General features: G+C 58.7%; 26 protein-coding genes. 13 read left to right on the top strand and 13 right to left on the bottom strand.

Annotated features, from left to right (window positions below; translation table 11 throughout):
* Nucleotides 1-9 precede the first annotated feature (9 nt).
* Nucleotides 10-441 carry a hypothetical protein gene (locus GSQ82_RS01815; RefSeq protein ID WP_158790295.1) on the bottom strand — a complete coding sequence of 144 codons (432 nt, stop codon included), beginning with the start codon at nucleotides 439-441 and terminating at the stop codon, nucleotides 10-12.
* Nucleotides 442-504: 63 nt separating this feature from the next.
* The gene (locus GSQ82_RS01810) at nucleotides 505-2,385 is read right to left on the bottom strand and encodes a M14 family metallopeptidase (protein WP_254061352.1); all 1,881 of its coding nucleotides are present in this window, start codon (nucleotides 2,383-2,385) and stop codon (nucleotides 505-507) included.
* 111 nt (nucleotides 2,386-2,496) lie between these two features.
* Between GSQ82_RS01810 and GSQ82_RS01805 the strand changes: the two genes are divergently transcribed.
* Nucleotides 2,497-3,195 carry an O-methyltransferase gene (locus GSQ82_RS01805; protein WP_174243019.1) on the top strand — a complete coding sequence of 233 codons (699 nt, stop codon included), beginning with the start codon at nucleotides 2,497-2,499 and terminating at the stop codon, nucleotides 3,193-3,195.
* 134 nt (nucleotides 3,196-3,329) lie between these two features.
* Here the strand turns inward: GSQ82_RS01805 and ispF are convergent, their stop codons facing one another.
* Both ispF and ispD read right to left on the bottom strand, forming a co-directional pair.
* Nucleotides 3,330-3,941: a 2-C-methyl-D-erythritol 2,4-cyclodiphosphate synthase gene (gene ispF, locus GSQ82_RS01800; protein WP_158790423.1), complete on the bottom strand. Its 612-nt coding sequence runs from the start codon at nucleotides 3,939-3,941 to the stop codon at nucleotides 3,330-3,332.
* Nucleotides 3,942-4,028: 87 nt separating this feature from the next.
* On the bottom strand, nucleotides 4,029-4,736 hold the full coding sequence (gene ispD / locus GSQ82_RS01795; protein WP_158790422.1) for a 2-C-methyl-D-erythritol 4-phosphate cytidylyltransferase: 708 nt from the start codon (nucleotides 4,734-4,736) through the stop codon (nucleotides 4,029-4,031).
* 194 nt (nucleotides 4,737-4,930) lie between these two features.
* Here ispD and GSQ82_RS01790 point away from each other — a divergent pair, with 194 nt between their 5' ends.
* Entirely contained in the window at nucleotides 4,931-5,089 is a 159-nt protein-coding gene (locus GSQ82_RS01790; protein ID WP_158790294.1) for a hypothetical protein, read from the top strand.
* A gap of 9 nt (nucleotides 5,090-5,098) precedes the next feature.
* Here the strand turns inward: GSQ82_RS01790 and GSQ82_RS01785 are convergent, their stop codons facing one another.
* The gene (locus GSQ82_RS01785) at nucleotides 5,099-5,554 is read right to left on the bottom strand and encodes a GNAT family N-acetyltransferase (protein ID WP_254061351.1); all 456 of its coding nucleotides are present in this window, start codon (nucleotides 5,552-5,554) and stop codon (nucleotides 5,099-5,101) included.
* Between the two features lie 219 nt (nucleotides 5,555-5,773).
* Here GSQ82_RS01785 and tilS point away from each other — a divergent pair, with 219 nt between their 5' ends.
* The 3 genes from tilS to GSQ82_RS01770 all read left to right on the top strand — a co-directional run bounded on the left by tilS (nucleotide 5,774) and on the right by GSQ82_RS01770 (nucleotide 9,799).
* The gene (gene tilS / locus GSQ82_RS01780; RefSeq protein ID WP_158790293.1) at nucleotides 5,774-6,823 is read left to right on the top strand and encodes a tRNA lysidine(34) synthetase TilS; all 1,050 of its coding nucleotides are present in this window, start codon (nucleotides 5,774-5,776) and stop codon (nucleotides 6,821-6,823) included.
* A gap of 275 nt (nucleotides 6,824-7,098) precedes the next feature.
* The gene (gene ftsH, locus GSQ82_RS01775) at nucleotides 7,099-9,021 is read left to right on the top strand and encodes an ATP-dependent zinc metalloprotease FtsH (RefSeq protein ID WP_158790292.1); all 1,923 of its coding nucleotides are present in this window, start codon (nucleotides 7,099-7,101) and stop codon (nucleotides 9,019-9,021) included.
* 421 nt (nucleotides 9,022-9,442) lie between these two features.
* On the top strand, nucleotides 9,443-9,799 hold the full coding sequence (locus GSQ82_RS01770; RefSeq protein WP_158790291.1) for a DUF4260 domain-containing protein: 357 nt from the start codon (nucleotides 9,443-9,445) through the stop codon (nucleotides 9,797-9,799).
* Between the two features lie 59 nt (nucleotides 9,800-9,858).
* Here GSQ82_RS01770 and GSQ82_RS01765 read toward each other — a convergent pair whose 3' ends face one another.
* A complete protein-coding gene (locus GSQ82_RS01765) occupies nucleotides 9,859-10,731 on the bottom strand; it encodes a manganese catalase family protein (protein ID WP_158790290.1) in 873 nt (290 codons plus the stop codon).
* Between the two features lie 363 nt (nucleotides 10,732-11,094).
* Between GSQ82_RS01765 and lptE the strand changes: the two genes are divergently transcribed.
* Complete coding sequence (gene lptE / locus GSQ82_RS01760) at nucleotides 11,095-11,604, top strand: LPS assembly lipoprotein LptE (protein WP_158790289.1); 510 nt, start codon at nucleotides 11,095-11,097, stop codon at nucleotides 11,602-11,604.
* Nucleotides 11,604-12,764 (top strand): DNA polymerase III subunit delta, encoded by a 1,161-nt coding sequence (holA, locus tag GSQ82_RS01755; RefSeq protein ID WP_158790288.1) that lies wholly within the window; start codon nucleotides 11,604-11,606, stop codon nucleotides 12,762-12,764. The genes lptE and holA overlap by 1 nt, the downstream gene beginning before the upstream one ends.
* Nucleotides 12,765-12,775: 11 nt before the next feature.
* Here holA and GSQ82_RS01750 read toward each other — a convergent pair whose 3' ends face one another.
* On the bottom strand, nucleotides 12,776-14,050 hold the full coding sequence (locus GSQ82_RS01750) for an ATP-binding protein (protein WP_158790287.1): 1,275 nt from the start codon (nucleotides 14,048-14,050) through the stop codon (nucleotides 12,776-12,778).
* 583 nt (nucleotides 14,051-14,633) lie between these two features.
* Here GSQ82_RS01750 and sseA point away from each other — a divergent pair.
* Nucleotides 14,634-15,518, top strand: a complete 885-nt coding sequence (sseA, locus tag GSQ82_RS01745; protein ID WP_254061350.1) for a 3-mercaptopyruvate sulfurtransferase — start codon at nucleotides 14,634-14,636, stop codon at nucleotides 15,516-15,518.
* A gap of 40 nt (nucleotides 15,519-15,558) precedes the next feature.
* On the opposite strand, the gene GSQ82_RS01740 is transcribed toward sseA, so the two are convergent.
* Nucleotides 15,559-16,587: a VWA domain-containing protein gene (locus GSQ82_RS01740; RefSeq protein WP_158790285.1), complete on the bottom strand. Its 1,029-nt coding sequence runs from the start codon at nucleotides 16,585-16,587 to the stop codon at nucleotides 15,559-15,561.
* A 266-nt stretch (nucleotides 16,588-16,853) separates the two neighbouring features.
* On the opposite strand from GSQ82_RS01740, the gene GSQ82_RS01735 reads away from it, so the two are divergent.
* Together GSQ82_RS01735 and GSQ82_RS01730 are read left to right on the top strand one after the other, a co-directional pair.
* Complete coding sequence (locus GSQ82_RS01735) at nucleotides 16,854-18,137, top strand: VWA domain-containing protein (RefSeq protein ID WP_158790284.1); 1,284 nt, start codon at nucleotides 16,854-16,856, stop codon at nucleotides 18,135-18,137.
* Between the two features lie 22 nt (nucleotides 18,138-18,159).
* The gene (locus GSQ82_RS01730) at nucleotides 18,160-19,062 is read left to right on the top strand and encodes a DMT family transporter (protein WP_254061349.1); all 903 of its coding nucleotides are present in this window, start codon (nucleotides 18,160-18,162) and stop codon (nucleotides 19,060-19,062) included.
* A gap of 27 nt (nucleotides 19,063-19,089) precedes the next feature.
* Here the strand turns inward: GSQ82_RS01730 and GSQ82_RS01725 are convergent, their stop codons facing one another.
* Together GSQ82_RS01725 and GSQ82_RS01720 are read right to left on the bottom strand one after the other, a co-directional pair.
* On the bottom strand, nucleotides 19,090-19,896 hold the full coding sequence (locus tag GSQ82_RS01725; RefSeq protein ID WP_158790283.1) for a polyphosphate kinase 2 family protein: 807 nt from the start codon (nucleotides 19,894-19,896) through the stop codon (nucleotides 19,090-19,092).
* A 60-nt stretch (nucleotides 19,897-19,956) separates the two neighbouring features.
* Nucleotides 19,957-20,169, bottom strand: a complete 213-nt coding sequence (locus GSQ82_RS01720) for a twin-arginine translocase TatA/TatE family subunit (RefSeq protein ID WP_158790282.1) — start codon at nucleotides 20,167-20,169, stop codon at nucleotides 19,957-19,959.
* A gap of 173 nt (nucleotides 20,170-20,342) precedes the next feature.
* Here GSQ82_RS01720 and GSQ82_RS01715 point away from each other — a divergent pair, with 173 nt between their 5' ends.
* Entirely contained in the window at nucleotides 20,343-21,146 is an 804-nt protein-coding gene (locus tag GSQ82_RS01715; protein ID WP_158790281.1) for a hypothetical protein, read from the top strand.
* An 81-nt stretch (nucleotides 21,147-21,227) separates the two neighbouring features.
* Here the strand turns inward: GSQ82_RS01715 and glgC are convergent, their stop codons facing one another.
* The 3 genes from glgC to GSQ82_RS01700 all read right to left on the bottom strand — a co-directional run bounded on the left by glgC (nucleotide 21,228) and on the right by GSQ82_RS01700 (nucleotide 23,322).
* Complete coding sequence (glgC, locus tag GSQ82_RS01710; protein ID WP_158790280.1) at nucleotides 21,228-22,490, bottom strand: glucose-1-phosphate adenylyltransferase; 1,263 nt, start codon at nucleotides 22,488-22,490, stop codon at nucleotides 21,228-21,230.
* 186 nt (nucleotides 22,491-22,676) lie between these two features.
* Nucleotides 22,677-22,994 carry a hypothetical protein gene (locus tag GSQ82_RS01705; protein ID WP_371417146.1) on the bottom strand — a complete coding sequence of 106 codons (318 nt, stop codon included), beginning with the start codon at nucleotides 22,992-22,994 and terminating at the stop codon, nucleotides 22,677-22,679.
* 175 nt (nucleotides 22,995-23,169) lie between these two features.
* Complete coding sequence (locus tag GSQ82_RS01700; RefSeq protein WP_158790278.1) at nucleotides 23,170-23,322, bottom strand: hypothetical protein; 153 nt, start codon at nucleotides 23,320-23,322, stop codon at nucleotides 23,170-23,172.
* A gap of 116 nt (nucleotides 23,323-23,438) precedes the next feature.
* Between GSQ82_RS01700 and GSQ82_RS01695 the strand changes: the two genes are divergently transcribed.
* Nucleotides 23,439-23,954: a hypothetical protein gene (locus GSQ82_RS01695; RefSeq protein WP_158790277.1), complete on the top strand. Its 516-nt coding sequence runs from the start codon at nucleotides 23,439-23,441 to the stop codon at nucleotides 23,952-23,954.
* 44 nt (nucleotides 23,955-23,998) lie between these two features.
* Nucleotides 23,999-25,597: a methylmalonyl-CoA mutase gene (locus GSQ82_RS01690; RefSeq protein ID WP_158790276.1), complete on the top strand. Its 1,599-nt coding sequence runs from the start codon at nucleotides 23,999-24,001 to the stop codon at nucleotides 25,595-25,597.
* The last annotated feature ends 107 nt before the right edge of the window (nucleotides 25,598-25,704 follow it).

The following is a 25,704-nucleotide window of genomic DNA, read 5'->3' as shown; positions in this document are numbered from 1 at the left end:
AGCCAAAGATCACTGCATCCTCAGCGCCGCACTCAGCGCCTCCGTTGGCGTCCCCACCGCAATAGCAGCCGCCGCCTCGTTGTTTGCACTCCTGCTCGCCGCCACCGCAGCCGTCCTGCGAAAGATCGTCGTCTCGCCCTCCGACTTGAACCACCGCGCCCCGCCAAACCCCACAATAAGCGCCGTACTCAACTCCGACAGTCGCAGCGTCACTGGCGGCGACGGCGTCAGATTCCCAGTCAGCGCCGAGGTCTGCGTCGCCAGCCAAGCTCCCACAGCAGCCACGATGCCTACAAACACAACACCGATATACCCCGGACGAAAGATGCCATCTTCGATAGTCGGCAGGTGGAGACCCGAGTCCCCAATGAACACATTGGCAAATCCCCCAACTCCTCCGCAGACCGCAACCGCAATCAGATCGACGACCAGATCATGCATAGCTCACCTCGTTTGCCACTCGAAGCCCACCATCATAGCCCATCGCCTTAGCCAGCGAAACGATCACCTCGCCACCGGCACCCCATCCACACTCAACAACCGTCCCACCGGATACATGCCCACACGATTCGCCCCAAACCACGGCGTTCGCTCATAAAAAAACTCCAGCCGCGCATAAGCATTCGCAGCAAACGCAGGATCGCTCGCCACCTTCTTCTCAAACTCCGCCTTCAGCTTCGGATCTTTCGCCATCATCTCGCGCGCAAGCACCTCCAGCACATACGCCTCGCCATACTCCTTCTGCTCAAAGATCGAATCAAAGAACCCCCACTGCAACGCCGAGTCAGGCGCCGCCGGCTCCAGCCACTCCAGCGCCACCTTCGACAGCCGCTGATCCATCCGCACCACAGCCGACCCCGCCGGAAAACTCATCTTCTCCCGCACCAGCACGCAGCTCCCAAACTTGCCCGGCCCATGCATCGCCTCGCCGTTGAACGTCGGATGCCGTCCCTCAAACGGCGGGTCCTGCCACGTCATCCCCGCACACTGATACGTCTCCACCTCACCCGTCCACGCCGCCGTCGTCCGCTCCATCTGCACCTGGTGCGCTGCCAGCACATCAATCACCTTCGTCCACTGCACCGGCACAATATATGCAGCCGGGACCGTCGTCTCCGTCACCACCTTCGCCCCCGTCTGAAACGGCAGCGACACGTTCCAGGGCTCATGCGTGTACTCCACCCGCATCGCGCCCGACACCGCGCTCAACTCCCGCGTGTACTTGTATCCGCGAAACAGAAACGGCGTCGTCTGCCCGTCCCACGCCAGCGCCAGCGGATACCTCACATTGCTCAACGGATGCGACCCAAGCCCCTCGGCCTCCTTGTCCGCCGCAGCGTTCAGCGCAATCACCTTGTCCGCATCGCGATTCATCAGCTCCATCAGACCCGCAAGTATCTCGTAGTTCCCCGTCACCCGCGTCCTATAGTCCTTCAACATATGCAGCTCCACCAGCATGCCCGGGCGCCCTTCGAGAACCACATACCCCGTCGAAAATCGCGGCGGATCGTCATTAAACCCAAGCCCATCCGCAGGATCGTTATCGTTCACCAAAGTGATGTACGTAGGCGAGGCCAGATGCCCATGCGCATCCACATACTTCTCCAGCGTAGGCGTCGCAACCTCCTTCACCCACTTCGCCGTGCCGCTCGGAACGTTCGGCCCATCGTCGATCGTGAACGCGACGTCATACTGATAGTCCGCACCATCGGTCACATGGTCGTCCACAAAAAAGTCCGGCAGCCAGCGATGAAACATCGCCATAAACGCCCGCGTCTCCGGCGCATCCGCCTTCAGGTAGTCGCGGTTCAGATTGATATTCGTCCCATTGCCGCGCCACCCCATCTCCGCCGGCCCCTCCTGATTGATGCGGTTATACGGACTCCTGCGCTCATGCCCATCCGCGTTATACATCGGAATAAACACAAACACCGCCCGCTCCAGTAGCGCGGCCTTCGTCTTGTTGATCACCATGTCGCGCAGCAGCGCCAGACAAGCATCCTTGCCGTCCATCTCTCCCGCGTGAATCGAGTTCTGCACCAGCACAATCGGCCGCTTCGCCGCATGGATCGCAGCCGGATCGAACACCCCATCCTTCGAAGCGATCACAATATCCAGCTCGCGCCCCTCACCCGTCTTTCCAAACCCCTCCACCCTCACCTGCCCCGGCGCCGCAGTCTGCACGCGCTTCAGATACGCCATCGTCTCTGCATAATCCGGCGTCGTCGCATAACAACTCTTCTCCGCCGGAGTCGCCCACTCCGCACCCTCCACCTTGCAATCCGCCACCTTCGGAGCGTCCATCAACCGAGCCTGTGCCACCGTCTGCCCATGCGCCGCTCCACTCGACACCATCGCCATCATCAACGCCAAACCGATTCGCATTCCCACTCCTCGTACACGCAACTCTCTATCCAACACGCTAGCATGCGCCCGCATCGCGCACGATTGCCCGCACAGCAAACTGTCTCTATGCTGATGAGCATGGAGCAAAATATGGCGACAGCTCACGCTGCGAAGAAACCCGAAGGCCAGAATCTCTGGACCGCCGTCGATGAGTACCTCACCGAAGCACTCGTCCACCCAGACCAGGTGCTCGACGACGCCGTGCAATCCAACACCAAGGCCAACTTACCCGCCATCGACGTCGCGCCGAACCAGGGCAAACTGCTTCATCTGCTCGCCCGCATGCAGGGCGCAACACGAATCCTGGAGATCGGAACCCTCGGCGGATACAGCACCATCTGGCTAGCCCGCGCACTCCCCTCAGGAGGCAGACTAGTCACACTTGAACTCGACCCAGCCCACGCCAAGGTGGCCGCCGAAAATATCGAGCGTGCAGGACTCACGCCGTTCGTCGATCTTCGCGTAGGTCCCGCACTCGAATCGCTCGCGCAACTCCAGGCCGAAGACGTCACACCCTTCGACCTCATCTTCCTCGACGCCGACAAGCCAAACAATCCGGCCTACCTGCAGTGGGCGCTCCAGCTCTCTCGTCCCGGCACCGTCATCATCGGCGACAACGTCATCCGCGACGGCGACATCCTCGACCCAAACCACGCCGACCCAATCGTCTCCGGAACACGCACCTTCCTCGACCAGCTAGGCAGCAACCCCAGACTGGACGCAACAGCGATCCAAACCGTAGGCCTCAAGGGCTACGACGGATTCGCCCTCGCCATCGTGAAATCCTAGCCACCAGGAGCACACTCCAACCCGAACAACGGGAGGCCCCAAGAAGAAAGCATCTCCCCGACCGGTACAAAAGTCACGAAGTGACCTCCCCACGAGCAGTGGGCCCGTTCGGCAGGACAAAGCCTCTCAGATCCTTAAGTCAGATCATCCGTATCAAACGGAGTCACCTTCCGCCCCAGCGCCGAGACGTCCCGCGACTCACCCACCAGCGTCTTCACCACATCATTGATCTCATCGTCCGCATCAGCCGTCGCGGCCATCACACCCACCGGCTCCGAGATCGCCAGGCTCTCCAGCAACACCGTCGCATGAGCCACCGCAACGTGATCCTGGTTCAGTCCTTCCGGCGTCTTAGCCTTGATCCCCACCTCGCCAGGCTCCACGCCCAGCAACGCAGCCACGCTCTCCCGCAGCTCGCCCGCAATCGGCACAATCTTCGGCTGCGCCATCACCAGCACCGTATCGATATTGACGATCTTGTACCCCGCCGTCGCCACCTCTTCCAGCGCCGTCTTCAAAAACACGCTCGAAGCCGCACCCTTCCACCGCGGATCGCTCGGCGGAAAAAACGTTCCGATATCTCCAGCCGAGACCGCGCCCAGCAGCGCATCGGTGATCGCATGCAGCAGTACATCCCCATCCGAGTGGCCGGCCAGCCCCTCCGGATGTTCAATCGCAAGGCCGCCAATCACCAGCGGAACCCCCGCCTTGAACGCGTGCGAATCAAACCCGTAACCAATTCTCATCATGACGTCATCTCAGGAGCCAAAAAGACTCAATACTGATTGTCACCGATTCCGCCAATTTATGTTCGGCTTCTTCGATTCCTCTATCTACCGTCCCAGATAAAACTCCGCCAGCTCGATATCCCCCGGCTGCGTAATCTTGAAGTTCCTCGCCGAACCCGCCACCACCGCAACCTCGATCCCCGCCCGCTCCAGCAGACTGGCCTCATCGGTCCCGTCAAAGCCATCGGCCTCCGCTTCAATGAACGCTCTCCGCATCAGCCCAAACAGCGCTCCCTGCGGGGTCTGCGCCTGCACCACGCGCTCCCGCGGAATCGTAGACGTCACAATCGCCCCATCCGCCGTCCGCTCCACCTGCTTGATCGTATCCACCGCCGGCAGCCCGACAATCGCCGCCCCATGCTTCACCACCGCATCGATCGTCCGTTCAATCGTCGCCGGGTCGATCAGCGGACGCACCGCATCATGCACCAGCACCACGTCCTCTGCATCGCACTCCAGCGCCGCCAGCGCGTTACTCACCGACTGCTGCCGATTATCCCCACCCTCCACCATATGCACCCGCGCGCCCAGCTTGTACTCCATCAGCTGGGCCTGCACTCGCTCCCGCTCCTGCGCCCGCACCGCCACGCACACCGCGTCCACCCGCGCCACCGCAAGAAACGCCCGTACCGACCGCACCAGCACCGGCACTCCGCCAATCTCAAGAAACTGTTTTGGAGCCGCCGTCGACCCCGTACCCGCGGCCATCCGCGTTCCCATCCCTGCTGCCGGAAGTATCACAAAAACTCGCATAACCAGCGAAGTATACAAGACGCCGCCTCCACCACAGCGTATCTATCTGGCTTCCCGCAACCCTCGCCCTCGCTTCCACCGACACATCCCGGCTAAAGCATGGCCCCAATCACCACTCCTATCCGCATTACTCAGCAGCCCCGTTCCCGCAACCGGCATGAACGACCACAAAATCGCGGCCAAAGGAGAAAGCCATGTTGATCTACCTATTCGCAATCATCATCGCAGTCTCCATATCCAGGGCAATCTATCTGCTGGGCATGGACATCCGACAGCTCAACCGCCTCATGCAACCGCCGATGCAAAACAATCGCGGCCCCCGCAGCGACGCCGGCTCCGCCAGCAACCTCTGACCCCGGCGTCTACTCTTCAAGCCGCAGCAACATCTCGCTGCTCTGCACAAACCCGTTGCGCTCATAGATAGGCTTGCCGAACTTCGAAGCATGCAGCGACACCACCTTCACCCCTCGCCTCCGCGCATCCTCCACCGCCATCCTCAGCAGCCCATACGCCAGCCCCTCCCCACGAAACACCGGCTCCACATAGAAGTTCAGCAGATACGCCCGCATCGGCTCCGCATCCATCCAATGCGGCGGAAAGTCCATCATCCACATCCCCGCTCCCGCAGCCACGCGCCTGTCCTCCTCCACCGTCTCAACGATCCACCCTATGTAACTCCCATCCTTCAGCCTTGGCCTTACCCACCGGACGAAGTTCTCCACCATCGGCTGCAGACTCGCATCCTCCGCCTGCCCCGCATCCACGAACATGCTGCGCCTCTGCTGCGCAATCAACTCCGCATCCTCAACCGTAGCCACTCTCGTCTCGAACATCGAAGCAGTATAAAACCCCGCAGCAACATCTCCCTTGCCGACCAACGGGAGACCCGCCCGAAGGTTAAAAAAGCGTGCGAACGCCCACCCGAACCGGGGTCCCCACAAACAGGTCTTCGTTTGTGGGATGGCAAGTGCAGTGGGCCCGTCCGGCAGACAAGCCTCTAACAGCGTCTAAAAAGCATCTCCCATAACATAGAAACAATGCCCGCCATCCTCCCCCTCGACCGCACCCACATCAAACCCGGCGACCGCATCTGCGCCGCCATCTCCGGCGGTGCCGACTCCGTAGCTCTCCTCCTCACCCTCCACGCCGCCAACGCCACGCCCCGCGCCAGCCTCGGCATCGGCCTCTCCGCCCTCCACATCCACCACGGCCTCCGCGGCGAAGAGGCCGATGCCGACCAGCGCTTCGTCCAGGACCTCTGCGCCAGCCTCAACATCCCCCTCCATCTCCACCGCGCCGACGTCCCCACCCGCATCGCCACCACCAGCGAAGGCCTCGAAGAGGCCGCCCGCAACCTCCGCTACGCCTACTTCACCACCCTCCTCACCTCTAACCAAGCCGACGCCATCCTCACCGCCCACACCCTCGACGACCAGGCCGAGACCGTCCTCATGAAGCTCCTCCGCGGCGCCTGGACCGAAGGCCTCTCCGCCATCCACCCCGTCCTCAACCTCCCCAAAGGAAAGATCCTCCGCCCCTTCCTCGAGACCCCCCGCGCCGACATCGAAGCCTTCCTCCAAGCCTCCAATCAACCCTGGTGCAACGACTCCTCCAACGCCGACATCGCCTTTACCCGCAACAAGATCCGCCACGAGATCCTCCCCCAGCTCCGCACCCTCAACCCGTCCCTCGACCAGACCCTCGCCAACCTCGCCGAACTCGCCCGCGAAGAAGAATCCCGCTGGCAGACCGAGCTCAGCAGAATCCTCCCCCAGCTTCTCCTGCCCGGAAAACCCGTCCGCGGCGGAGGCCGCTCCGTCAGCACCACCCCCGGCACATCCTCCATCTCCATCGAACTCGACCGCCTCCGCACCCTCGACCCCGCCCTCCGCCGCCGCGTCCTCCGAGCCGCCGCCCGCCAACTCGGCGCCCGCCTCAGCTTCGACGAGACCTCCCGCCTCCTCGCCCTCTGCGGCCTCCGCACCGACCCCACCGTCGCCGCCCGCACCGGCTCCACCCTCCACCTCTCCCACCAGCTCCGCGCCGACCGCTCCCCCCGCGAACTCCGCCTCTTCCTGCACGAATAACCCCTCAGGACAAAAATTCACCCTCCATCACACGAAAGTCATGTGGAATATCCATTTAGCATCCCGAATCCATAAGCCCGGGAGTAGAATCTAATCACTTGACTGAAGCAGGCCTGGCACTGACAATCAAGAATTACCCATCAGCCCAGACATTCCTTCTCAGCCGCCGTCTAACCGTTGTTAGCTTCCTTTCGCGCAGTTGTCGGTAAGCTCGCCTTACACGTACCAATGCGATCATTGGCGGCTGTAGACTAGAAAAAATGAGGAAATTCGCTTTGAACTCGACCGTCAAACAAATTCTGATTTGGGTCTTCATGATCACCTGCCTCTTCTTCCTGTGGCAGGTCGTCGTCAAAACAACTGGCGGTGGCCAGGAGAAGACCATCAGCCTCACGCAGCTCCTCAACGACGCCGACCAAGGCAAGATCGGCGACGTCATCGTCAACGGTCCTGAGGTCACGGGCCACTATCGCGACGACGCGAAGAATCTCTTCCACACCACCATCCCGGGCAACTACCCCGACATGTACAAGACGCTGCGCGATCACGGCGTCAATATCACCATCAAGGATCAGAGCCCCAACCAGTGGGTCAACCTGCTGATCTCCATCGCTCCCTTCGCGCTCCTGCTCGGCCTCTGGTTCTTCCTCCTGCGCCAGATGCAGTCCGGCGGCAACAAGGCGATGAGCTTCGGCAAGTCCCGCGCCCGCCTGCTCTCCATGCAGCAGAAGAAGATCACGTTCAAGGACGTCGCCGGCGTAGACGAAGCCAAGGAAGAGCTCAAGGAGATCATCGAGTTCCTCCGCGAGTCGCAGAAGTTCCAGCGCCTCGGCGGACGCATCCCCAAGGGTGTTCTCCTCGTCGGACCTCCGGGCACCGGCAAGACCCTCCTCGCCCGTGCAGTCGCAGGCGAAGCCAACGTTCCCTTCTTCTCCATCTCCGGTTCGGACTTCGTCGAGATGTTCGTCGGCGTCGGCGCAAGCCGCGTCCGCGACCTCTTCGAACAGGGTAAGAAGAACGCCCCCTGCATCATCTTCATCGACGAGATCGACGCAGTCGGACGTCACCGCGGCGCAGGCCTCGGCGGCGGACACGACGAGCGTGAGCAGACCCTCAACCAGCTCCTGGTCGAGATGGACGGCTTCGAGTCCAACGACGGCGTCATCCTCGTCGCGGCAACCAACCGCCCCGACGTTCTCGATCCCGCACTTCTCCGCCCGGGCCGCTTCGATCGTCGCGTCATCGTCGATCGTCCCGACATCCGTGGCCGCGAAGAAGTCCTCAAGGTCCACTCCAAGAAGGTCCCCATGGCCGAAGATGTGAACCTCAACATCCTCGCTCGTGGAACCCCCGGCTTCTCCGGTGCCGACCTCGCGAACATGGTCAACGAGGCCGCTCTCACCGCTGCCCGCTTCAACCGCAAGGCCGTCCACATGTATGACTTCGAAGTCGCCAAGGACAAGGTCATGATGGGCGCCGAGCGCAAGTCCATGCTCCTCACCGACGAAGAAAAGCGCGTCACCGCCTATCACGAGGCCGGTCACACCCTCGTCTCCGCGTTGCGCGAGCACTCCGACCCCCTCCACAAGGTCACCATCATCCCCCGCGGCATGGCCCTCGGCGTCACGGTCTACCTCCCCGAGGAAGACCAGCACACCGTCACCAAGGACTATCTCGAAACCCGCATGGCCACCCTCATGGGCGGACGCTGCGCCGAAGAGATCTTCCTCAAGCAGATGACCACCGGTGCCGGCAACGACATCGAGCGCGCAACCGAGCTCGCCCGCAAGATGGTCTGCGAGTTCGGTATGTCCAAGCTTGGTCCCATGACCTTCGGTAAGAAGGAGCAGGAGGTCTTCCTCGGCCGCGAGATCGGTCAGTCACGCGACTTCTCCGACGACACCGCCAAGCAGATCGACGCCGAGGTCCGCAGCTTCGTGGACACCGGATACAAGTCTGCCTACACCATCCTCGAGTCCAACCAGGACATCATGCACCGCATGGCAGCCGCCTTGCTCGAGCGTGAGACCCTGGATGCCGCCGAGATCAAACTCATCATCGAAGGCAAGGAGCTTCCCGCCGCCAAGTCTGCCCTATCGGGCGTGAACCCAGGCGACGGTGGCGAGACCCAGAAGATCCTCAAGCCGGAGGGCGGACGCAAGCCCGGCTTCGGCGAAGGTCAACCCAGCCCCGCCTAACCAACACCAAACAAGCAAAGAGAATGGCAGCCACCAGGCTGCCATTCTCTTTTGGCGAACAAACAAAAATCAACGCCCAGAATGGCGCCGAAGGCGCGTCAGCCTCGATGGCAGATCGCGCCGTGCGCGCAGCACGCCGTTGCTTTTGTCGTCTTCCAGTTATAGCCACAAATCAATGGGTGCCCCATCTTCGCGACAGCTTCATCGTCGCTAAGGTGGGAATGTACAACCTCCCCTAGCCAGCTCTTGTCCTTGCTCTTGCAGTTGTTTGTTTTACCTCGTTCCTGCAGTTGTTTGTTTTACCTCGTCATCCTAAGCGCAGCGAAGGCCCCCTGTATCTCGCGTTTGCCTTTGCCCGTCCTTAACGTGAAGATCCAAGCTAAGCCTTCAGTTGCCAGCCAACTCCTCAGGAGACAAATCCGTGCTCACCCGCCCCGCCATCCTCCTCCGCATCGAAGAAGCCATCCTTTTAGCCGCCGCCCTCTTCGCCTACCAGCACCTGCACTACAGCTGGCTCCTCTTCGCCATCCTGTTCCTGGCACCCGACCTCTTCATGTTCGGCTACCTCATAACCCCCCGCCTCGGAGCCACAACCTACAACCTCGTCCACAACCTCGCGCTACCCATAGCCCTCCTGATCGCCAGCTATCTCCAGCACTGGCAGAACGCCCCAGCCATAGCCCTCATCTGGATCGCCCACATCGCTCTCGACCGCCTCCTGGGCTACGGCCTCAAATACCCCACCTTCTTCAAAGACACCCACCTCCAACGCATTTAGCCAACGAAGAAAGGCAGCCAATAAGGCTGCCTCTGCTCCAACCAACAACTTCCCAACAGTTATCGACCCTGCAACACCTTCTTATCAGCCGCCTTCGCACCTCCGGCCTGCCTCTTCCCAATAGCCGACCCATTCGGAGAAGTCGTCGCCTTCTGTGCCTCATCCTGCTTGCCCCGGTCTTCGCCATCGATCTTTCCATCGATATCGCCAACCGAGAGCCCTTTACCGCCGTTCATCTGCGACTCCACCGGATGCAGCCCAAACGAAGACGTCCACGGCCCGCGCATATCCGTATCGCCCTCGCTGCCGTCTCCCGTCGAACCGTTGAAGTACTCATCCACAATCCCCGGCGTAGGCTGCAACATTCCAACCGAGAACGGCGACTTCTCGATGCTGTCCAACGCCGCCTGAAACGCCTTCATATGCGTAATCTCCCGCGTCATCAGGAACTGCAGCGTATCGATCGTCCCCGGATCGTCCGTATGATCGATCAGCCGTTCGTACACGATCTTCGCCCGAGCCTCCGCGGCAATATTGCTCCGCAGATCCACATCCAGCTCCCCGGTGATCTTCAGATAGTTTGCCGTCCAGGCGTTCCCCATCGAGTCGAACAGCCCCACCCCACCTCCGCCCGCAATCGTCACCAGCGGATCAGCCTCCGCAGCCTCTCGGTTCGTCTTCAGCGGCTTCAGGTGCATGCGAATCAGCGCACCCACCACCTCCAGATGGCTCAACTCCTCCGTCCCGATATCCAGCAGCATATCCCGCCGACCCAGATCGTCGACGCAGTTCCATCCCTGAATCGTGTACTGCATGGCAGCGGCCAGCTCCCCGTTCGCTCCGCCAAACTGCTCCAGCAGCATGTTGCCGAACTTTACATTCGGTTCGCCAATATTGACGGTGTACATCAGCTTTTTGACATGGTGATACATAGGAAGTCCTCAAGTCTCGTTTTATCGTTCTTCCGTTCCGCGTACTTCCCATAGGATGCAAACGCCGAATCCGGCACCACGCCCGAACCGCTCCCTCACACTTCACACCCGCGCAAACCCCACACGCCATTACCCTCAAGACCTCGAAAATAAATCTCGAATACCTGTCGTATCTTTCGCCCCTCTCTCCGCCTGCATCTCCAGCCACACAAATCACCACATCTTTACCACGACCACCATGCAAAAAAACACGATCAGCCACCACGTTTTTGGCAAAACCCCAATAAAAACCCACTCCACCACACCCAACTTTTTTGCAAAAAATCCACGCCTCACTCCAGTGCGACAATAGAAAAGAGCCGCATGCGCACCCTCACCCTCCTTCTCGTCACCCTCCTCACCGGCTGCGGCTACCACCAGGCCGGCTCCGCGACCCACATCCCCGCGGACGTCCGCTCCCTCGCCGTCCCCATCTTCGCCACCAACGCCCAGGCCTTCCACACCGAGATGGCCTTCACCCAGGCCACCATCCGCGAGCTCGACACCCGCACCAAGTACCGCATTATCAACGCCGACACCACCGACGCCGACGCCACCCTCCACGGCACCATCCTCACCCAGGCCGTCGCCCCCCTCACCTACGACTCCAACACCGGCCAGTCCTCCAGCTACCTCGTCACCATCACCGCCAAGGTCGTCCTCACCGCCCACGACGGCCGCATCCTCTACCGCAACGACTCCATCGTCTACCGCGAGCAGTACCAGTCCACCCAGGACCTCAGCGGCTTCATCCAGGAAGACGGCTACGCCGTCAAACGCGTCGCAAAAGACTTCGCCCAGGCCGTAGTTAGCGATATGCTGGAGTCGTTCTAATGGCCTCTCTCAAATCCTTCGCCAGCGTCGACCGCTTCGTCGCCGAAATCGCCTCGCCAGCGGCCCTGCGCCCCGGCTACGTCCTTATTGGCGACGAGGTCTTCCTCTACGATCGCTGCCGCAAAGCCGTCCTCGCCACCCTCGCCCCCGAAGACACTCGCGACTTCTGCCTTCACGACCTCGACCTCGCCGACACCAGCATCTTCGAGATCCTCGACCGCGCCCAGACCCCCTCCCTCATGGCGCCCTTCCAGGTCCTCTTCGTCCGCAACCTCAAAGCCCTCTACGGCCGCGGCAGCAAAAAAGAAGAATTCGCCGCCATTGACGCCTACTTCCGCTCACCCAACCCCTCCGCCGTCATCCTCTTCGTCGCCGACCATCTCCGCATCCCCACCGATCTCCGCAAGATGGACTACCAGGACAAGGAGCGCTACGAGCGCATCCGCGAGACCCTCAGCGACTGGTGCGGCTTCGTCGAACTAGCCCGCGTCGAAGACACCGACGCCATCAAGTGGGTCACCACCTCCGCCGAATCCCGCTCCGTAAAGTTCGATCCCGACGCCGCCCGCGAACTCGTCGACTCCCTCGGCGCCGACATGATGCTCATCGCCAGCGAGTTCGAAAAGCTCCTCCTCTACGTCAGCGCCGGCGGCACAGACATAGCCAAAAACCGCGTCACCCTAGGCGACGTCGAAACCATGGTTCTCGCCGCCAAGCAGCGCAGCCTCTACGAGCTCACCGACGCCATCTCCTCCAAGGACCGTCCCCGCGCCCTGCTCCTTCTCCACGGCCTCCTCAACGCCTCCGACGGTGGCGAAGACGCCGCCATCGGCCATCTCTACATGCTCGCCCGCACCTTCCGCCAGATGCTTATCATCTCGGAAAAAAACGTGCGCGACTCCCGAGCCATTTGGCAGGTCTTATGGCAGGGCTTCCGCATGCCCCCCTTCGCCGCCGAAGACCTCATCAAACAAGCCCGCCGCTACAAATCCCGCCGCGAACTCACCCGCGCCATCCGCCTCGTCGCCCGCGCCGACCTCGAACTCCGCAGCTCCCCCGCCAACAAACTCCTCGTCCTCGAGCGCCTCATCCTCGACCTCTCCACCGAACCCAAACCCAATACCTACGACCCCTCCCACCAATTCGCCATGGAATTGTGACCGCGCGCAGACTAGACCAACATCTTTAAGAGTTCCTTGTCAGTTATCAAACCAGTTGCCAATGAATGCATAAAAACATAGGGGACGAGGAGAGGATCTTGAAAACGATATCTATAACTACGGGCCTGACCCTCGCGTTCCAAAACACTACCTCGTTTCGCATGCATGAAGTCGCTCAGGTGATTATTGAATGTTGCGACTGTAACAGCTCTATTTAAAATTTTGCCCAAAGTAGGGCCTAGAGCTGCAGGGTTGAAGTAGCCCATCGAGTCCATCGATTTAGTAGCAGTAATAGCGCATGCAAGGATTATCTGTTTATAAAGGGCATCCTTTTGCGCACTGTGCGTGGCCTTCGCATATTTGGCTGCCGTCGACTGTTCGGCATGCTTCACTGCAGTCTTAAGCGCCTCAAATACGTCCATCCGAGTTATTTGGCTTGAGTAGCGCTTAAGCGCTGCGTGCCGAATAGACTCAAGACCTATTAAGTGCGTGTAGTGAGGAAGACCTTGTGATGTTTTAATGATGAGATCGGACGCCTCGTCATTAAATTTCACCGGAAGTGACTTTTCCGCGTAGGTGAGAATCCCTCTCAGTTCATCGGCAAGCATCCGTGGCAAATGAACTTGTACTAATTGACGACCGATAGATGCATGGTCGGCAATTAGCTTATCCACCGTATCAGCAACTCCTACCAGAACAATTGTGACATCGACCGCTAAGTCTGAGAGTGCCTTTATAAGATCAGTAAACTCTCGAGATGTCTCCGGCGCTGCTCGATCAAATTCATCGATGATAAAGACGCCTTCCGGAAGCGAAGTCAATACGCGGCGAACTGTGTCGACAGTCAAAGACTGTTGTTGCAGACCGTACGCTTGCAATATGTTGACCGCCGGTTTCGGGCCGGGTAAAAAACCGCTAGTAGGTTTGTCGTCGCGCCATAGGACTTCCTTGAAAAGTTTCTCCCATAGAGCTGCGAAATCGTCTCCGCTAGAAGTAACTGCCTTTATTACTAAGCGCAGTTTGGGGTTTGGCGCGGGCGGATCAGTATCGTCATAGGCCCAGATTGTCGGCGCAATCACATTTGAAAGCGAGGTTTTCCCAACACCCCTCTCGCCGTAAATCAATGCATGAAGACCGACTTCAGCAACGGAATTAGCCACCGTCGTTAACTCATTCCAACGCCCAGCAAACAACTCGCGCGTTCGAATTGGACTGCGAGGTTGCAAAACTTTCGCGGCCGTTACAGCCAACTTCTGAGCTGCCTCATACTCGAGCGTGTATTCCACTAATCCCCCTAGACATAATACTAAAAACATATATTATCTGATTATTTCAAGTAAACATATTAGTATTTTCGAAATTATCTAACATGCTAAGATTCGAGACGGATTCGTTCGAGGAACTCCTACCGGGTGCCCCATATCTCGATTTTGAGATGTGGGCATCGTCCGAAGGACGACCGCACTCCTCCACCCCACTCGAAAATATGGGCACAGCAAGCCCATTGAAAAAACTCCCGCTCCTCCCTGTCAACCCCCAAACCATCGAAAACCCGCGCCAGCCGCGGAGATTCACGTGGCGTACTAGTTTCTATCCAGCTGCAATAATAGATATAGAGTTCAAAGTTCGGCCAGCAACTCACCCGCGAGCAGCCGACCGAGCGTAAGTCCTTATTATGGACATATTTAGCTATAAGTCCTTTGTTTAGACATTTTTACAAGCACCCGTTTTCGCATCTCCCTGAAAGAAAGGAGTTTAGCCACACCCACCCCCCCAGGGGGGTACCCCTCCGAACCAAAGCCAACGCACCAGCCGGGTGCCCCCTGTCTCGCCCCTGAGATGTGGGCATCGCCCAAAGGACGACCGCACTTGCCTCCAGCCTCTCTCAGCCACCCACGCAGTAATCTAATCTCCATGAACCCCCTCGTCACCCCCACCTGGCTGGCCGCCCGCCTCAGCAACCCCGACACCGTCATCCTCGACGCCACCCTCCCGCCCGCCGGCGTCACTCCCACCATCGACACCCACGCCCGCTACCTCGCCGCCCACCTCCCCGGCGCCATCTTCTTCGACATCGAAGAGCTCTCCGACCACACCACCCCGCTCCCCCACATGCTTCCCACCGCCGAAGCCTTCTCCCGCAACATGTCCGCCTTGGGCGTCGCTGACAACGCCACAATCGTCGTCTACGAACAGGAAGGTGTCTTCTCCGCCCCCCGCGCATGGTGGACTCTCCGCACCTTCGGCGCCCCGCACGTCTACCTGCTCGACGGTGGCCTCCGCGCCTGGACTGAAGCCGGCCTCCCCATCGAATCCGGCCCCGTCCAACACGCACCCGCTATTTTCCACGCCAACCTCAACCGCGACGCCGTCAAAGACCTCGCCCAACTCAAAGAAAAGATCGCCACCCACCAGCAGATCCTCGACGCCCGTTCTACAGCCCGCTTCAACGGCACCGCCCCCGAACCTCGCCCCGGCCTCAGCTCCGGCCACATGCCCGGCGCCACCAGCGTTCCCTTCACCGAACTCTTCGAAGACGGCCACCTCAAACCCGCCGATAAACTCCACGAACTCTTCACCGCAAAAAACATCGACCTGCAAAAGCCCATCACAACCACCTGCGGCTCCGGCGTCACCGCTGCCGTCATTGCCCTCAGCCTTGCAGTCATCGGCGCACCGCAAGTCAGCCTCTACGACGGTTCCTGGGCCGAGTACGCCCAACAACCCGACTCCATCATCGAAAAGAGTACCTAGCCGACCAAGTTCCCCGGATCCAGCTCACCTACCAAGCTGATTAGTCGTCTTTGCCGAGAGAGTCGGCTATCGCATAGTAGCCTTTGCGGGCCTGGACCTTCTGGTCTTTGCCACAGGTGATGTTGAGGGTGCGGAAGGTACCGTCGATCTTGGTATTGGTAGGGGTAAAGCTGGCAAGATACTGGGTGCGTAATTCGTCCTGGATCTGATCGAAGGCCTCTTGGAGCTTCTTGCCGTTGTTGCCTACGTTGATGACGCGGCCTCCGGTGTCGGTGGCAAGGCGTTCCATATCGCGATCGCCGGAGTAAACGCCAAAGCCCCCGCCATAGAAGCCGCGATCGGCGACCATGATGACGTAGACGATGGCATTAGCCTTCTGAGCGGCCTCGGTAGCGGTCTTGAGGTTCTCCTGCGAGCCCTGATCACCTCCATCAGTAAGCATGACCAGGATCTTGCGACCGGCCTCCTGGCGAAGTTTGTCATGAGCAGCAAGGTAGACGGCATCGTAGAGCAGGGTCCCGCGGGCGCTCCCGTTTCCGGTGACCGAGCCGGTGCCGGCGCCGGTGTTAATTTCAGCTGAATCGATGGAGCGCTTAATCTCACGTGGGCTGTTAGTGTAGTCGGCGAGGAGGTTGACGTTGATGTCGAACGAGATAAGGAAGGCCTCATCCTTCGGAGTAAGCACATCCTTCAGAAACTCAGCACCGGACTGTTGTTCGAGAGGCAGGACATTCTTCTGGCTGCCGCTGGTATCGAGGAGAATACCGATCGTAAGAGGAAGATTTTTCTCCTGAGTGAAGTTCTTCGTCTTCTGGAGTACCTTGTCCTCGTAGATGCCGCAGTCGTCCTTATGCAGGTTCGTAATGTAGCCGTTGTGGTCGCGGACGGAGAAGTAGACGTTGACCAGGTTGACGTTCACCTTGAGAGTCTGGACGTCGTCTTGATTGATGGGTTGAGGTGCCGCATCGCTGGCCGGGGGCGGGCCTCCGGGCGAGGGTGCCTCCTGCGCATGGAGGACAGTGGCAAGACCAAGAGCGAGGATGACGGCAGCGAGGCGGAGGATGCGCATAGTTCATTAGACGACGAAGTTGGGGCTGAGTTTGAGGAAATGTTAGCGGAGCGGCGTGGAAACGCGCAACAGTGCAGGATGCGGCTGCGTCCAAGTGCATGGGACCATGTGCTGTTAACTATGCCGCGGCGAGATGGGTATGGCGGCGAAGATGCCGCGCTGGTAGTCTGATAGTTGGACAGCCTTGGGTTCATTAGAGCCCGGGATGGAAGAAATGGGAGATTTGCGTGGTCAGGAATAACGTATTGGCAGGGGCTTTGGCGTGCATGATGCTTGGACAGCCGGCACAATCGCAGGCGCAGCAGCAGAGTGCACCGCAGCAGCAGACTATTCCTGATGCTCCGAGGCCGCAGGGCGTGCCGGTGGGTCCGGTGACCCCAGGACGGGGAACGACGCCGGATTCGAACGGCGACACCCCAGCGTCGCAGGATGGCGCGGTACCGGGCAAATTGCCCGAGACAGCCGCGCAGAAGGCCGATGAGGGGCCGGAGCCGGAGATTCCTGAGCAGGGGCAGGGCGCGCAGGCCTTTACGCTCCAGGTGCAGACGAACTTCGTGGAAGTACCGTTTACGGTGAAGGACAACAAGGGTCGGCTAGTGCCGGGTCTGACGTGGCGCGACATTCGGGTATATGAGAACAATCTGCGGCAGCAGTTGAGTCTGTTCACGGTTGACCCATTTCCGCTGTCGGTGGCTCTGGTCATCGATCAGAGCATGACCGTGGATAACATGACCAAGGTAAACAATTCCCTGTCTGCGGTTCAGGGAGCCTTTACCCCGTTCGACGAGGTCGCGGTGTTCACATACAACAACGGACCGAAGATGGAGACAGCCTTTACCGGCGCCCAGAGTGCTCGTCTGACGGCGGTGCTGGAACGCTCGAAGAGACCTGGACGCGAGGCGCTTTACTACGACACCTCCGGGCCACTGGGACAGAATATTGTGAACAACGGAGGAGCCGACAGCCATACCGATCCAAACACGAATGCGACCCATGGGACGAGCATTCTCGGTATCCAGAACGTGCCCAGGGACGTGCATACGTTAAACGATGCGATTCTGGCCGCCGCGACAGCACTTTCGAAGACTGCAAGCGGACGGCGGAGAATTATCTATGTCATCAGCGATGGCCGCGAATATGGGAGCCAGGCAAAGTTTTCGCAGGTCGTGAAGTATCTGAATACGAACAAGATCGCGGTTTATGGCACGCTAGTGGGAGATTCTTCGTTGCCCGTCATCGGGTTCCTGGACAAGGTTCATCTGCCACTGCAGATGCGGGATAACATCCTGCCGGCTTATGCGAAGCAGACGGGTGGAGAGTTCGACGGCGAGTTCCGGCAGAAGGGTATCGAAAACAGCTTCGCGAAGATTGCGGAAGAGGTGCGGACACAGTACACGGTCGGCTACTACACGCATGAGCCGTTCATCGATGGCAAGTATCGGACGCTGGAAGTGAAGGTGCTACGGCCAAGCCTGGATGTGCGGGCGAAGCTGGGTTACTATCCGACGGCAGCTGACGTGAAGCCTGCGGTAGCTCCTGAGCCCAAATAGGCCCTTGCCCCTGGACTGAGGTTTGGATCGGAATCTGATGGAGATGCTGCTGCAGGGAAATGCTCTGCTGGCGTTAGCTGCGGCAGCGCTGTGGGGCGGTGGAGACTTTTCGGGCGGCATGGGCGTAAAGCACGCTGGCGGCACGATGGGAGCTGCCCTGCGGGTGATTCTGCTCAGCCACTGCGCCAGTTTGAGTGTGTTGCTCTTTGCCGCGAGATGGCGTGGAGATGTGTTTCCCCACGGTGCACCATTGGTATGGGGCCTGGTAGCAGGGATGACTGCTGGGATCGCGCTGGCATGCTTCTATATCGCGCTGTCGCGTGGTGCGATGGGAGCGTCGGCTGCAGTAAGCGGACTGCTGGCGGCAGCCATTCCTGCAGCCGTTTCAGTTGGGATGGAAGGATCGCCCGGGCGACTGCATGTGATGGGGTTTCTGGTGGCAGGGATGGCCATCTGGCTTATTGCAGCAGGGCCAAACCCGGAGGCTAAGCCAGCGGATCGGGGGACGTTTTGGCTGGCGGTAGCTGGAGGCCTCGGATTCGGAGTTTATTTTGTCGCTCTCAAGCTGGCAGGATCGACGGGCGTGATCTGGCCCCTGGCTACGGCAAGAATGGGAAGTATCGCTGTGTGCCTGCTGATGGTGGCGGGAATGTCCTTGACAGGAAGGAAAGCCGGAGCAAAGGCAGTGGTGACGCGTAAGGTGCTGTTCTGGGCGCTGGGGACGGCTCTGCTCGATACTTCAGGCAATCTGCTGTTCATCGCAGCGACACGCGCGGGCAGGCTGGATGTGGCTGCGGTGCTGGCCTCTCTTTATCCGGCGTCAACGATTCTGCTGGCAGCCTGGGCATTGCACGAGCGGCCCACACCGAGGCAAGGGCTTGGGATGGCGGTGGCGTTGGCTGCCGTTGTAATGATTACGCTTTAGCTTCGAGGTGGTAGCTTGGAGCGCTCTTTAGAGCTTGATCTCGGAGGCATCGAGAGTGGGTTTGGGGAACTTCAGCTTCAGGCCATCGAGAAGATCGACGATGATGGCGGAAATAGCGACGTTGCGATACCACTTGTTGTCTGACGGGATGACGAACCAGGGCGCATGTTTGTGACTGGTGGTAGACAGGATGCGATTGTAGGCGTCCATGTAATCAGGCCAGAACTTGCGTTCGTGAATGTCGGCATCCGAAAGCTTCCAGTGCTTTTTCTTGTTATCAATACGGGACTGGAGCCGGCGAGTCTGCTCGTCGCGAGAGATATGCAGATAAAACTTGAGGATGAGAACGTCGTTGTCGAAGAGCATGCTTTCGAAGGAGTTGATGTCATCGAGACGGCGGCGCATGACCTTGTCGGAGATGATCTTATGCACGCGCGGTGAGAGGACGTCCTCGTAGTGGGAGCGGTTGAAGATGCCAATCATGCCGCGGGGTGGAACCTGGGCGTGCGTACGCCAGAGAAAGTCGTGGCGGGCTTCAATGGGAGTAGGCACTTTGAAGGATGCGACATCACAGCCCTGTGGGTTGACGCCGGAAAAGATGTGGCTAATCGTGCCATCTTTCCCCGCGGTATCCATGCCCTGTAGCACGATGAGCAGTGCCTTACTCTCGCTGGCGTAGAGGGTATCCTGTAGATCGGCAAGTTGCGTGCGGTGCTTGACGAGGACAGCAGCCGCAGACTCTTCAGACTTATAGCCGCCCGTGTCCGAGGTTGATTTCTTGGCAAGCCGCACGTGCTCGTTAGGCTTGATGAGGTAGGGCGATCTTATCTTCATGGGAAAGAACACACACGGCCGAGGCTACGGTTGCGGAAGAGTGAGGATTGTTAAACCGTGCTATTTAACTGATTCTTCAGGCTTGGGGGTGACGGCGTGAGTGGTCTCCGTAGGCTTATTCGTGTCTTCGGTGACACCTTTCATACCGTCCTTGAAGCCGCGAAGGCCTTCGCCGAGTCCTTTGCCAAGCTCAGGCAGCTTTTTGCCGCCGAAGAGAACGACGGCAACCACGGCGAGGACAATCAGATGTGTTGGTGTAAATAGTTCTCCCATACTTTTCTCCCTGTCGCCGGCAGGCTTGCCCTCCGGCCACCGCTACCTATTGTCGCACAACTGCAGTCTGCTGATAGATACGTCTGCTCGCGGGAAGCAGATGTCGCCTGAACGTTATATCTTGGTTATTGAAGCAACTGCAGGAGCAGATGTTGGAAGAGACGTGGAGACAGATGTTGCGATTGAAGATGACGGGAATGCGGACGGCTGTAAGGATAACTGGGGCGCGAAGGATCTGGACTCGCGCAGGAGCTGGATTTCTGGCGATGAGTTTGTTGACGGTAGCTGCGATGCAGGGACGGGCGCAGTCAACCTCTTCGTCGACGACGGATACGACGACACCGCCGAGACCGCTGAGCTCTGGAAAGATCGGCCCGATAGCACCGGTGACCTACGACAACAAGTATGAGATCTTCGGTGGTCTAAACTTCATGAACTTTCAGGCAGGACAGAATTTGCCTAAGAGGATGAACCTTGGCGGTGGTGAGATTCTGGGAACCTACTGGCTTCCAGGAGGCCATTGGTTCTCGCAGCTCGGAGTGGGTGCAGATTATCGCATCGACGCAGGAACGACGCCGGTGTTTGCCAATGGCGGGGTTACACCGCCATCCCTCAACGGGACCGGTATCAACAATCGGCCCTTGGTATATCTGAATACCTTCATGCTGGGAGCGCAGTACCGCGGCCCGAAGAACCAGTATGTTGCGGTGAACTATCACGCCTACGGAGGCGTCTCGCACGGGACCTTCAACTACAGTTTGAAAAACGTGGATCCGCTCTACTTACCGACGGTCGGACTTTACTCGAACCGTACGAAGCCGATCGCCGCATTGGGTGGAAGCATCGACTTCAACCGCTCGAAGAATCTGGCGATAAGGCTTTCTCCGGATCTCATCCTCGAACACTTCGGCACCGAAACACGCGAGTTCTTTGCCATCTCGGGCGGCGTTATCTACAGAATTGGGAAGCAAAAATAAGAACTAGAAATCTCTTAAACATGGCAAAGCGGGACGACATAAGTCGCCCCGCTTTTATTTTGCAAAGTTCGATTCGTTGATTTACCAGGAGTTGCCCTGCTGGAGAAACTCCGGCGAGACGGGGTTTTCGTAGACGGAGTAGTCACGGGTGACTACAGTGAGTCCGCTCTGTGAGACGAAGTAGTTTTTCTTGTCTTCGTTGGCGTCATAGCCAATAACCGTGCCATCCGGAATGTGGACGTCGCGGTCGATGATGGCGTGGCGAATACGGCAATGGCGACCGATATTGACGTGAGAGAAGACGATGCTGGAGTCCACGTCCGCGTAGGAGTTAACTCGGACATCCTGAGAGACAACAGAGTTGCGTACTACTGCTCCAGAGACGATAGAGCCAGCCGCGACGATGGAGTTGATGGCCATGCCAGTCCTGCCCGGCTCGCCGAAGACAAACTTAGCAGGCGGGTACTGATACGGCCGTGTGCGCATAGGCCAGGACTTGTCATAGAGGTTGAAGGTAGGTGTGACGCCTGCGACATCCATGTTGGCCTCGTAGTAGGCCTCAAGCGTGCCGACATCCCTCCAGTAGAGAGCTTTCTGCTTGTTCTCGTCGACGAAGTTATAGGCATGCATTTTGACGCGGCCCAAGATGTTAGGAAGAATGTTATGGCCAAAGTCATGCTTTGAGTTGGGATCCTCGGCGTCCTTGATGAGTTCGGGCAGGAGCACGTCGGTGTTGAAGAGATAGATGCCCATGGAGACGTCAACCATATCGGGGTTGAAGGGCGAACGGATACTGGTCTCTTTTGGTTTTTCCTCGAAGCCGGTGACCTCACCATTGCGTGCGATCTCAACGGCACCAAATGCGGACACCTCGTCGGGCTTCACGGGAAGAGTCGCAATGGTGACATCGGCGCCTGAGTCGCAGTGTTGCTGCATCATAAGGGCGTAGTTCATCTTGTAGATGTGGTCACCGGAGAGAATGAGAACGTACTTGGGCTCTTCGGAGCCAATGGAATAAATATTCTGGTACACGGCGTCTGCGGTTCCCTGATACCAGGACTTCGACACACGCTGCATAGGCGGGAGAATCTCGATGAATTCGCCGAGTTCGTTCGCAACGACCGGCCCCCAGCCTTCGCGGATGTGCCGATTGAGCGAGAGAGCCTTGTATTGGGTGAGGATGTAGACGTGACGAAGGTCGGAGTTGATGCAGTTTGAAAGCGTGATATCGATGATGCGGTACTGGCCGGCAAAGGGAACGGCTGGCTTGGCGCGATCGCGGGTAAGGGGAAAAAGCCTCTCGCCGGCACCACCGGCAAGCAGAACACCAAGCGTATCTCTCATAGATCTATCAACTCCGGTAATGCATCGAACTTCTAACCACATGAGTCAGATGCATCTTACGACTCACGTGTCACTGGGAAACGCGAGTCTACGATGATGCGCTAGATTTCGAGTCAAGGTTGGTCTGTCTAACAGGCATGACCAAGCCCCAGCGCGTGGGCCTGGCCAAGAGAGAAAAGATATTGCCTAAGCTTCGTCGGCTTCAGCTGGTGAATCTGTCTGGACATCGTCTTCGGTAAGGCTGATGCGCAAGGATTTCAAGAAGGTCAGATCGTTGTGAGTGAATGGCCCATCCGCCACTTCCTCCATGGACTCGGTGTCGTCCGCGGCCTCTGCTTCAACCTCATTGAGACCGATGGTGGCCTCAAGCATGAGAAGAACATCGAAACCCTGCTCGCGAATGTTTTTGACGACACCAGCGATATCCTCCGACTCCGAAACGGACTCGTGGATCGCCTCGCCTAGTTTCTGGATCAGGTTTTTGACCTTTTGATTCAATGCCACCTCCGGGCTGCCCTATGGGTTCGAATCTCTCCGCGCATCGGGTATTCCCGGCCCAAAGGATTGACCGGCGGGAACGGCATTGCGGGTACTGCAGGAGTTACTAGTTACTTTTAAAAGGATACGCCCATCGCTGCGGACCCTGCAATGGCATTCGTAAAAGAGGTGGGTAAAGTGATTAGTTTGGTTCTACAACAGTGTGATGGTCAGCCCAGGCTGCTTCGAGACGATGCGCCAAAAGTTCCACCGGGGGAGTACGGCGTGAATCCCAGACCAGAAATCCTGCAGCGGCCGCGCAGAAGCCGCCGATCATCCAAAGAGCCCTCTTCATTGCGTTATCCTCGTCTTTTCTCTTCGATGCAGCTTGTTTAGAGATGGATGCGTATACGAATACTGGCGGACTGAAGGCGACTTCCGTGTGCGAGAGTGAGCGGCTACACTCTTGGTATGGATTCGGTTCGTTTTGGTCGTGCGCTTGGGATAGGGGCTCGTGCAGCCGCCAAGACGCTGGTGACGGCGGTGGATGCAGCGACGTCGCCGAATCCCTCTGCGGTCGGGGCCGCCAAGGGAGCCTCAGGATCATCTTCCGGGTCACGTTCGAGCGCGAGTAAAGCACAGGCTTCGGGAGAACGCGTGGCTCAACAGGTTGCACGGAAAGCAACCCAGGTGCAGCAGACTCGGAAGGGACTGAAGGAGGGCGGGAAACGATTTGGCGAGGCGGCGTGGGGGCCGGTTGCAAAGCTGTCCGGCGTACTGTGGTTGGAGGTTACAGGCGTCTTCTTTGGGGTCTTCGCACTCTTTGCGGGCGGAGGGGTCTGGAAGCTGCGCGGGTCGTTGCATGATATCGGCTCGAATCACAAAGATCATGTTCACCTTCTGCTCTCAAGTTTGATGGCTGCGGTCTTCGGATACTTTTGCGTCAGTAGCTTTGTGAAAGCGAATCGCAGAGGCAAGCGCCACTAGCCATCGCAGCCAACGGGATCGATCAGCAGGTACACTACAGCGTCATGTCAGACACATTTAAAACCAGCTCCGGGATTACGGTGGCGCCTGTCTACCGGGTCGAAGACCTTGATGGCGCCGATGCCGCGGCAACAGTGGGCGATCCGGGCGCGTACCCATACACGCGTGGTATTCAACCGACGATGTATCGCGGAAGACTGTGGACGATGCGCCAGTACGCAGGCATGGGCGACGCGGAAGAGTCGAATAAGCGATATAAGTTCTTGCTTGCCAATGGAACCAAGGGCTTGAGTGTAGCCTTCGATCTGCCCACGCAAATTGGATACGACTCGGACAGCCCGCTGGCGCTGGGCGAGGTCGGAAAGGTTGGGGTTGCAATCGATTCGATCGAGGACATGCAGCGACTGTTCGATGGAATCGCTCTGGATACCATCTCGACCTCGATGACGATCAATGCAACGGCGTCGATTCTACTGGCGCTGTATGTGGCCGTAGCGCGCAGGACAGGCACTGAGGCGAAGCGGCTTAGTGGCACAATCCAGAACGACATTCTCAAGGAGTACATCGCCCGCGGGACGTACATATATCCAGTGACGCACGCAATGCGACTGGTGACCGACATCTTTGCGTGGTCGGCGGAGGAGGTGCCGGAGTGGAACACGATCTCGATCTCCGGCTATCACATGCGCGAAGCAGGATGCACCGCGGTGCAGGAGGTGGCGTTTACGCTGGCCAATGGCATGACCTATGTGCAGGCGGCGATTGATACGGGGCTGGACGTGGATGCGTTTGCGCCACGGCTGAGCTTCTTCTTCAACTCTCACAATAATCTGCTGGAAGAGGTAGCAAAGTTTCGGGCGGCGCGAAGGATGTGGGCGCGCATTATGCGAGAGCACTTCGGCGCAAGGAAGGAACGGAGCTGGATGCTGAGGTTCCACACACAGACAGCGGGCTCCACCCTGACAGCGCAACAGCCGGAGAACAATACCGTGCGGACGACGCTGCAGGCGCTGGCAGCTGTCCTTGGTGGAACACAAAGTCTGCACACGAATGGCTTCGACGAGGCGCTGTCCCTGCCCACAGAGAATGCCGCGCGGATTGCTCTGCGAACCCAACAAATTCTTGCGCATGAGAGCGGTGTCACGCAGACAGTAGATCCCTTGGCGGGGTCGTTCTACATAGAGTCGCTAACGAATGAGATCGAACGACGGGCGCAGGATTACATGACTACGATTGCCGGCTTCGATCAGGGCAGGTATGGGATGCTGCGTGCGATCGAGCGAGGCTACGTCCAGCGGGAGATCCAAAACGCCGCCTATGCGTACCAGCAAGCTGTAGATGCGAAGGAGACGATCGTCGTCGGGGTGAACCAGTTCGCCAGTGATAAGGAAGTCACCGTCCCGATTCAGCGAATCGATGAGGCGATGGAGCATCGGCAGGTGGAGCGCATACGAGCGTTGCGTCTGCGGCGGGATGCTTGGGTTCATACGGCTGCGTTACGACGCATCGAAGATGCTGCACGCAATGGACAAAACCTGATGCCTCCGATACTCAACGCGGTGGAGAGCTATGCGACCGTCGGCGAGATCGCAGAGACGCTGCGTGGAGTTTTCGGGGAATACCGCGAGTCGGTTACGGTTTAGATCGCGTGTCAACTCAAGATTCGCGAAACATTTGTAAGTAAAGACGCGTCTTGGTTATAGCGGACAGTTGCTCTTCGGTTCATCTGTCGCGCGGAGGTTGAAGATGA

Origin of the sequence: Granulicella sp. L60 (assembly GCF_009765825.1) — a bacterium.
Lineage (GTDB): Bacteria > Acidobacteriota > Terriglobia > Terriglobales > Acidobacteriaceae > Edaphobacter.
Note: the sequence above shows the minus strand (reverse complement) of the source record. Positions and strands in the feature narration are given on the sequence as shown.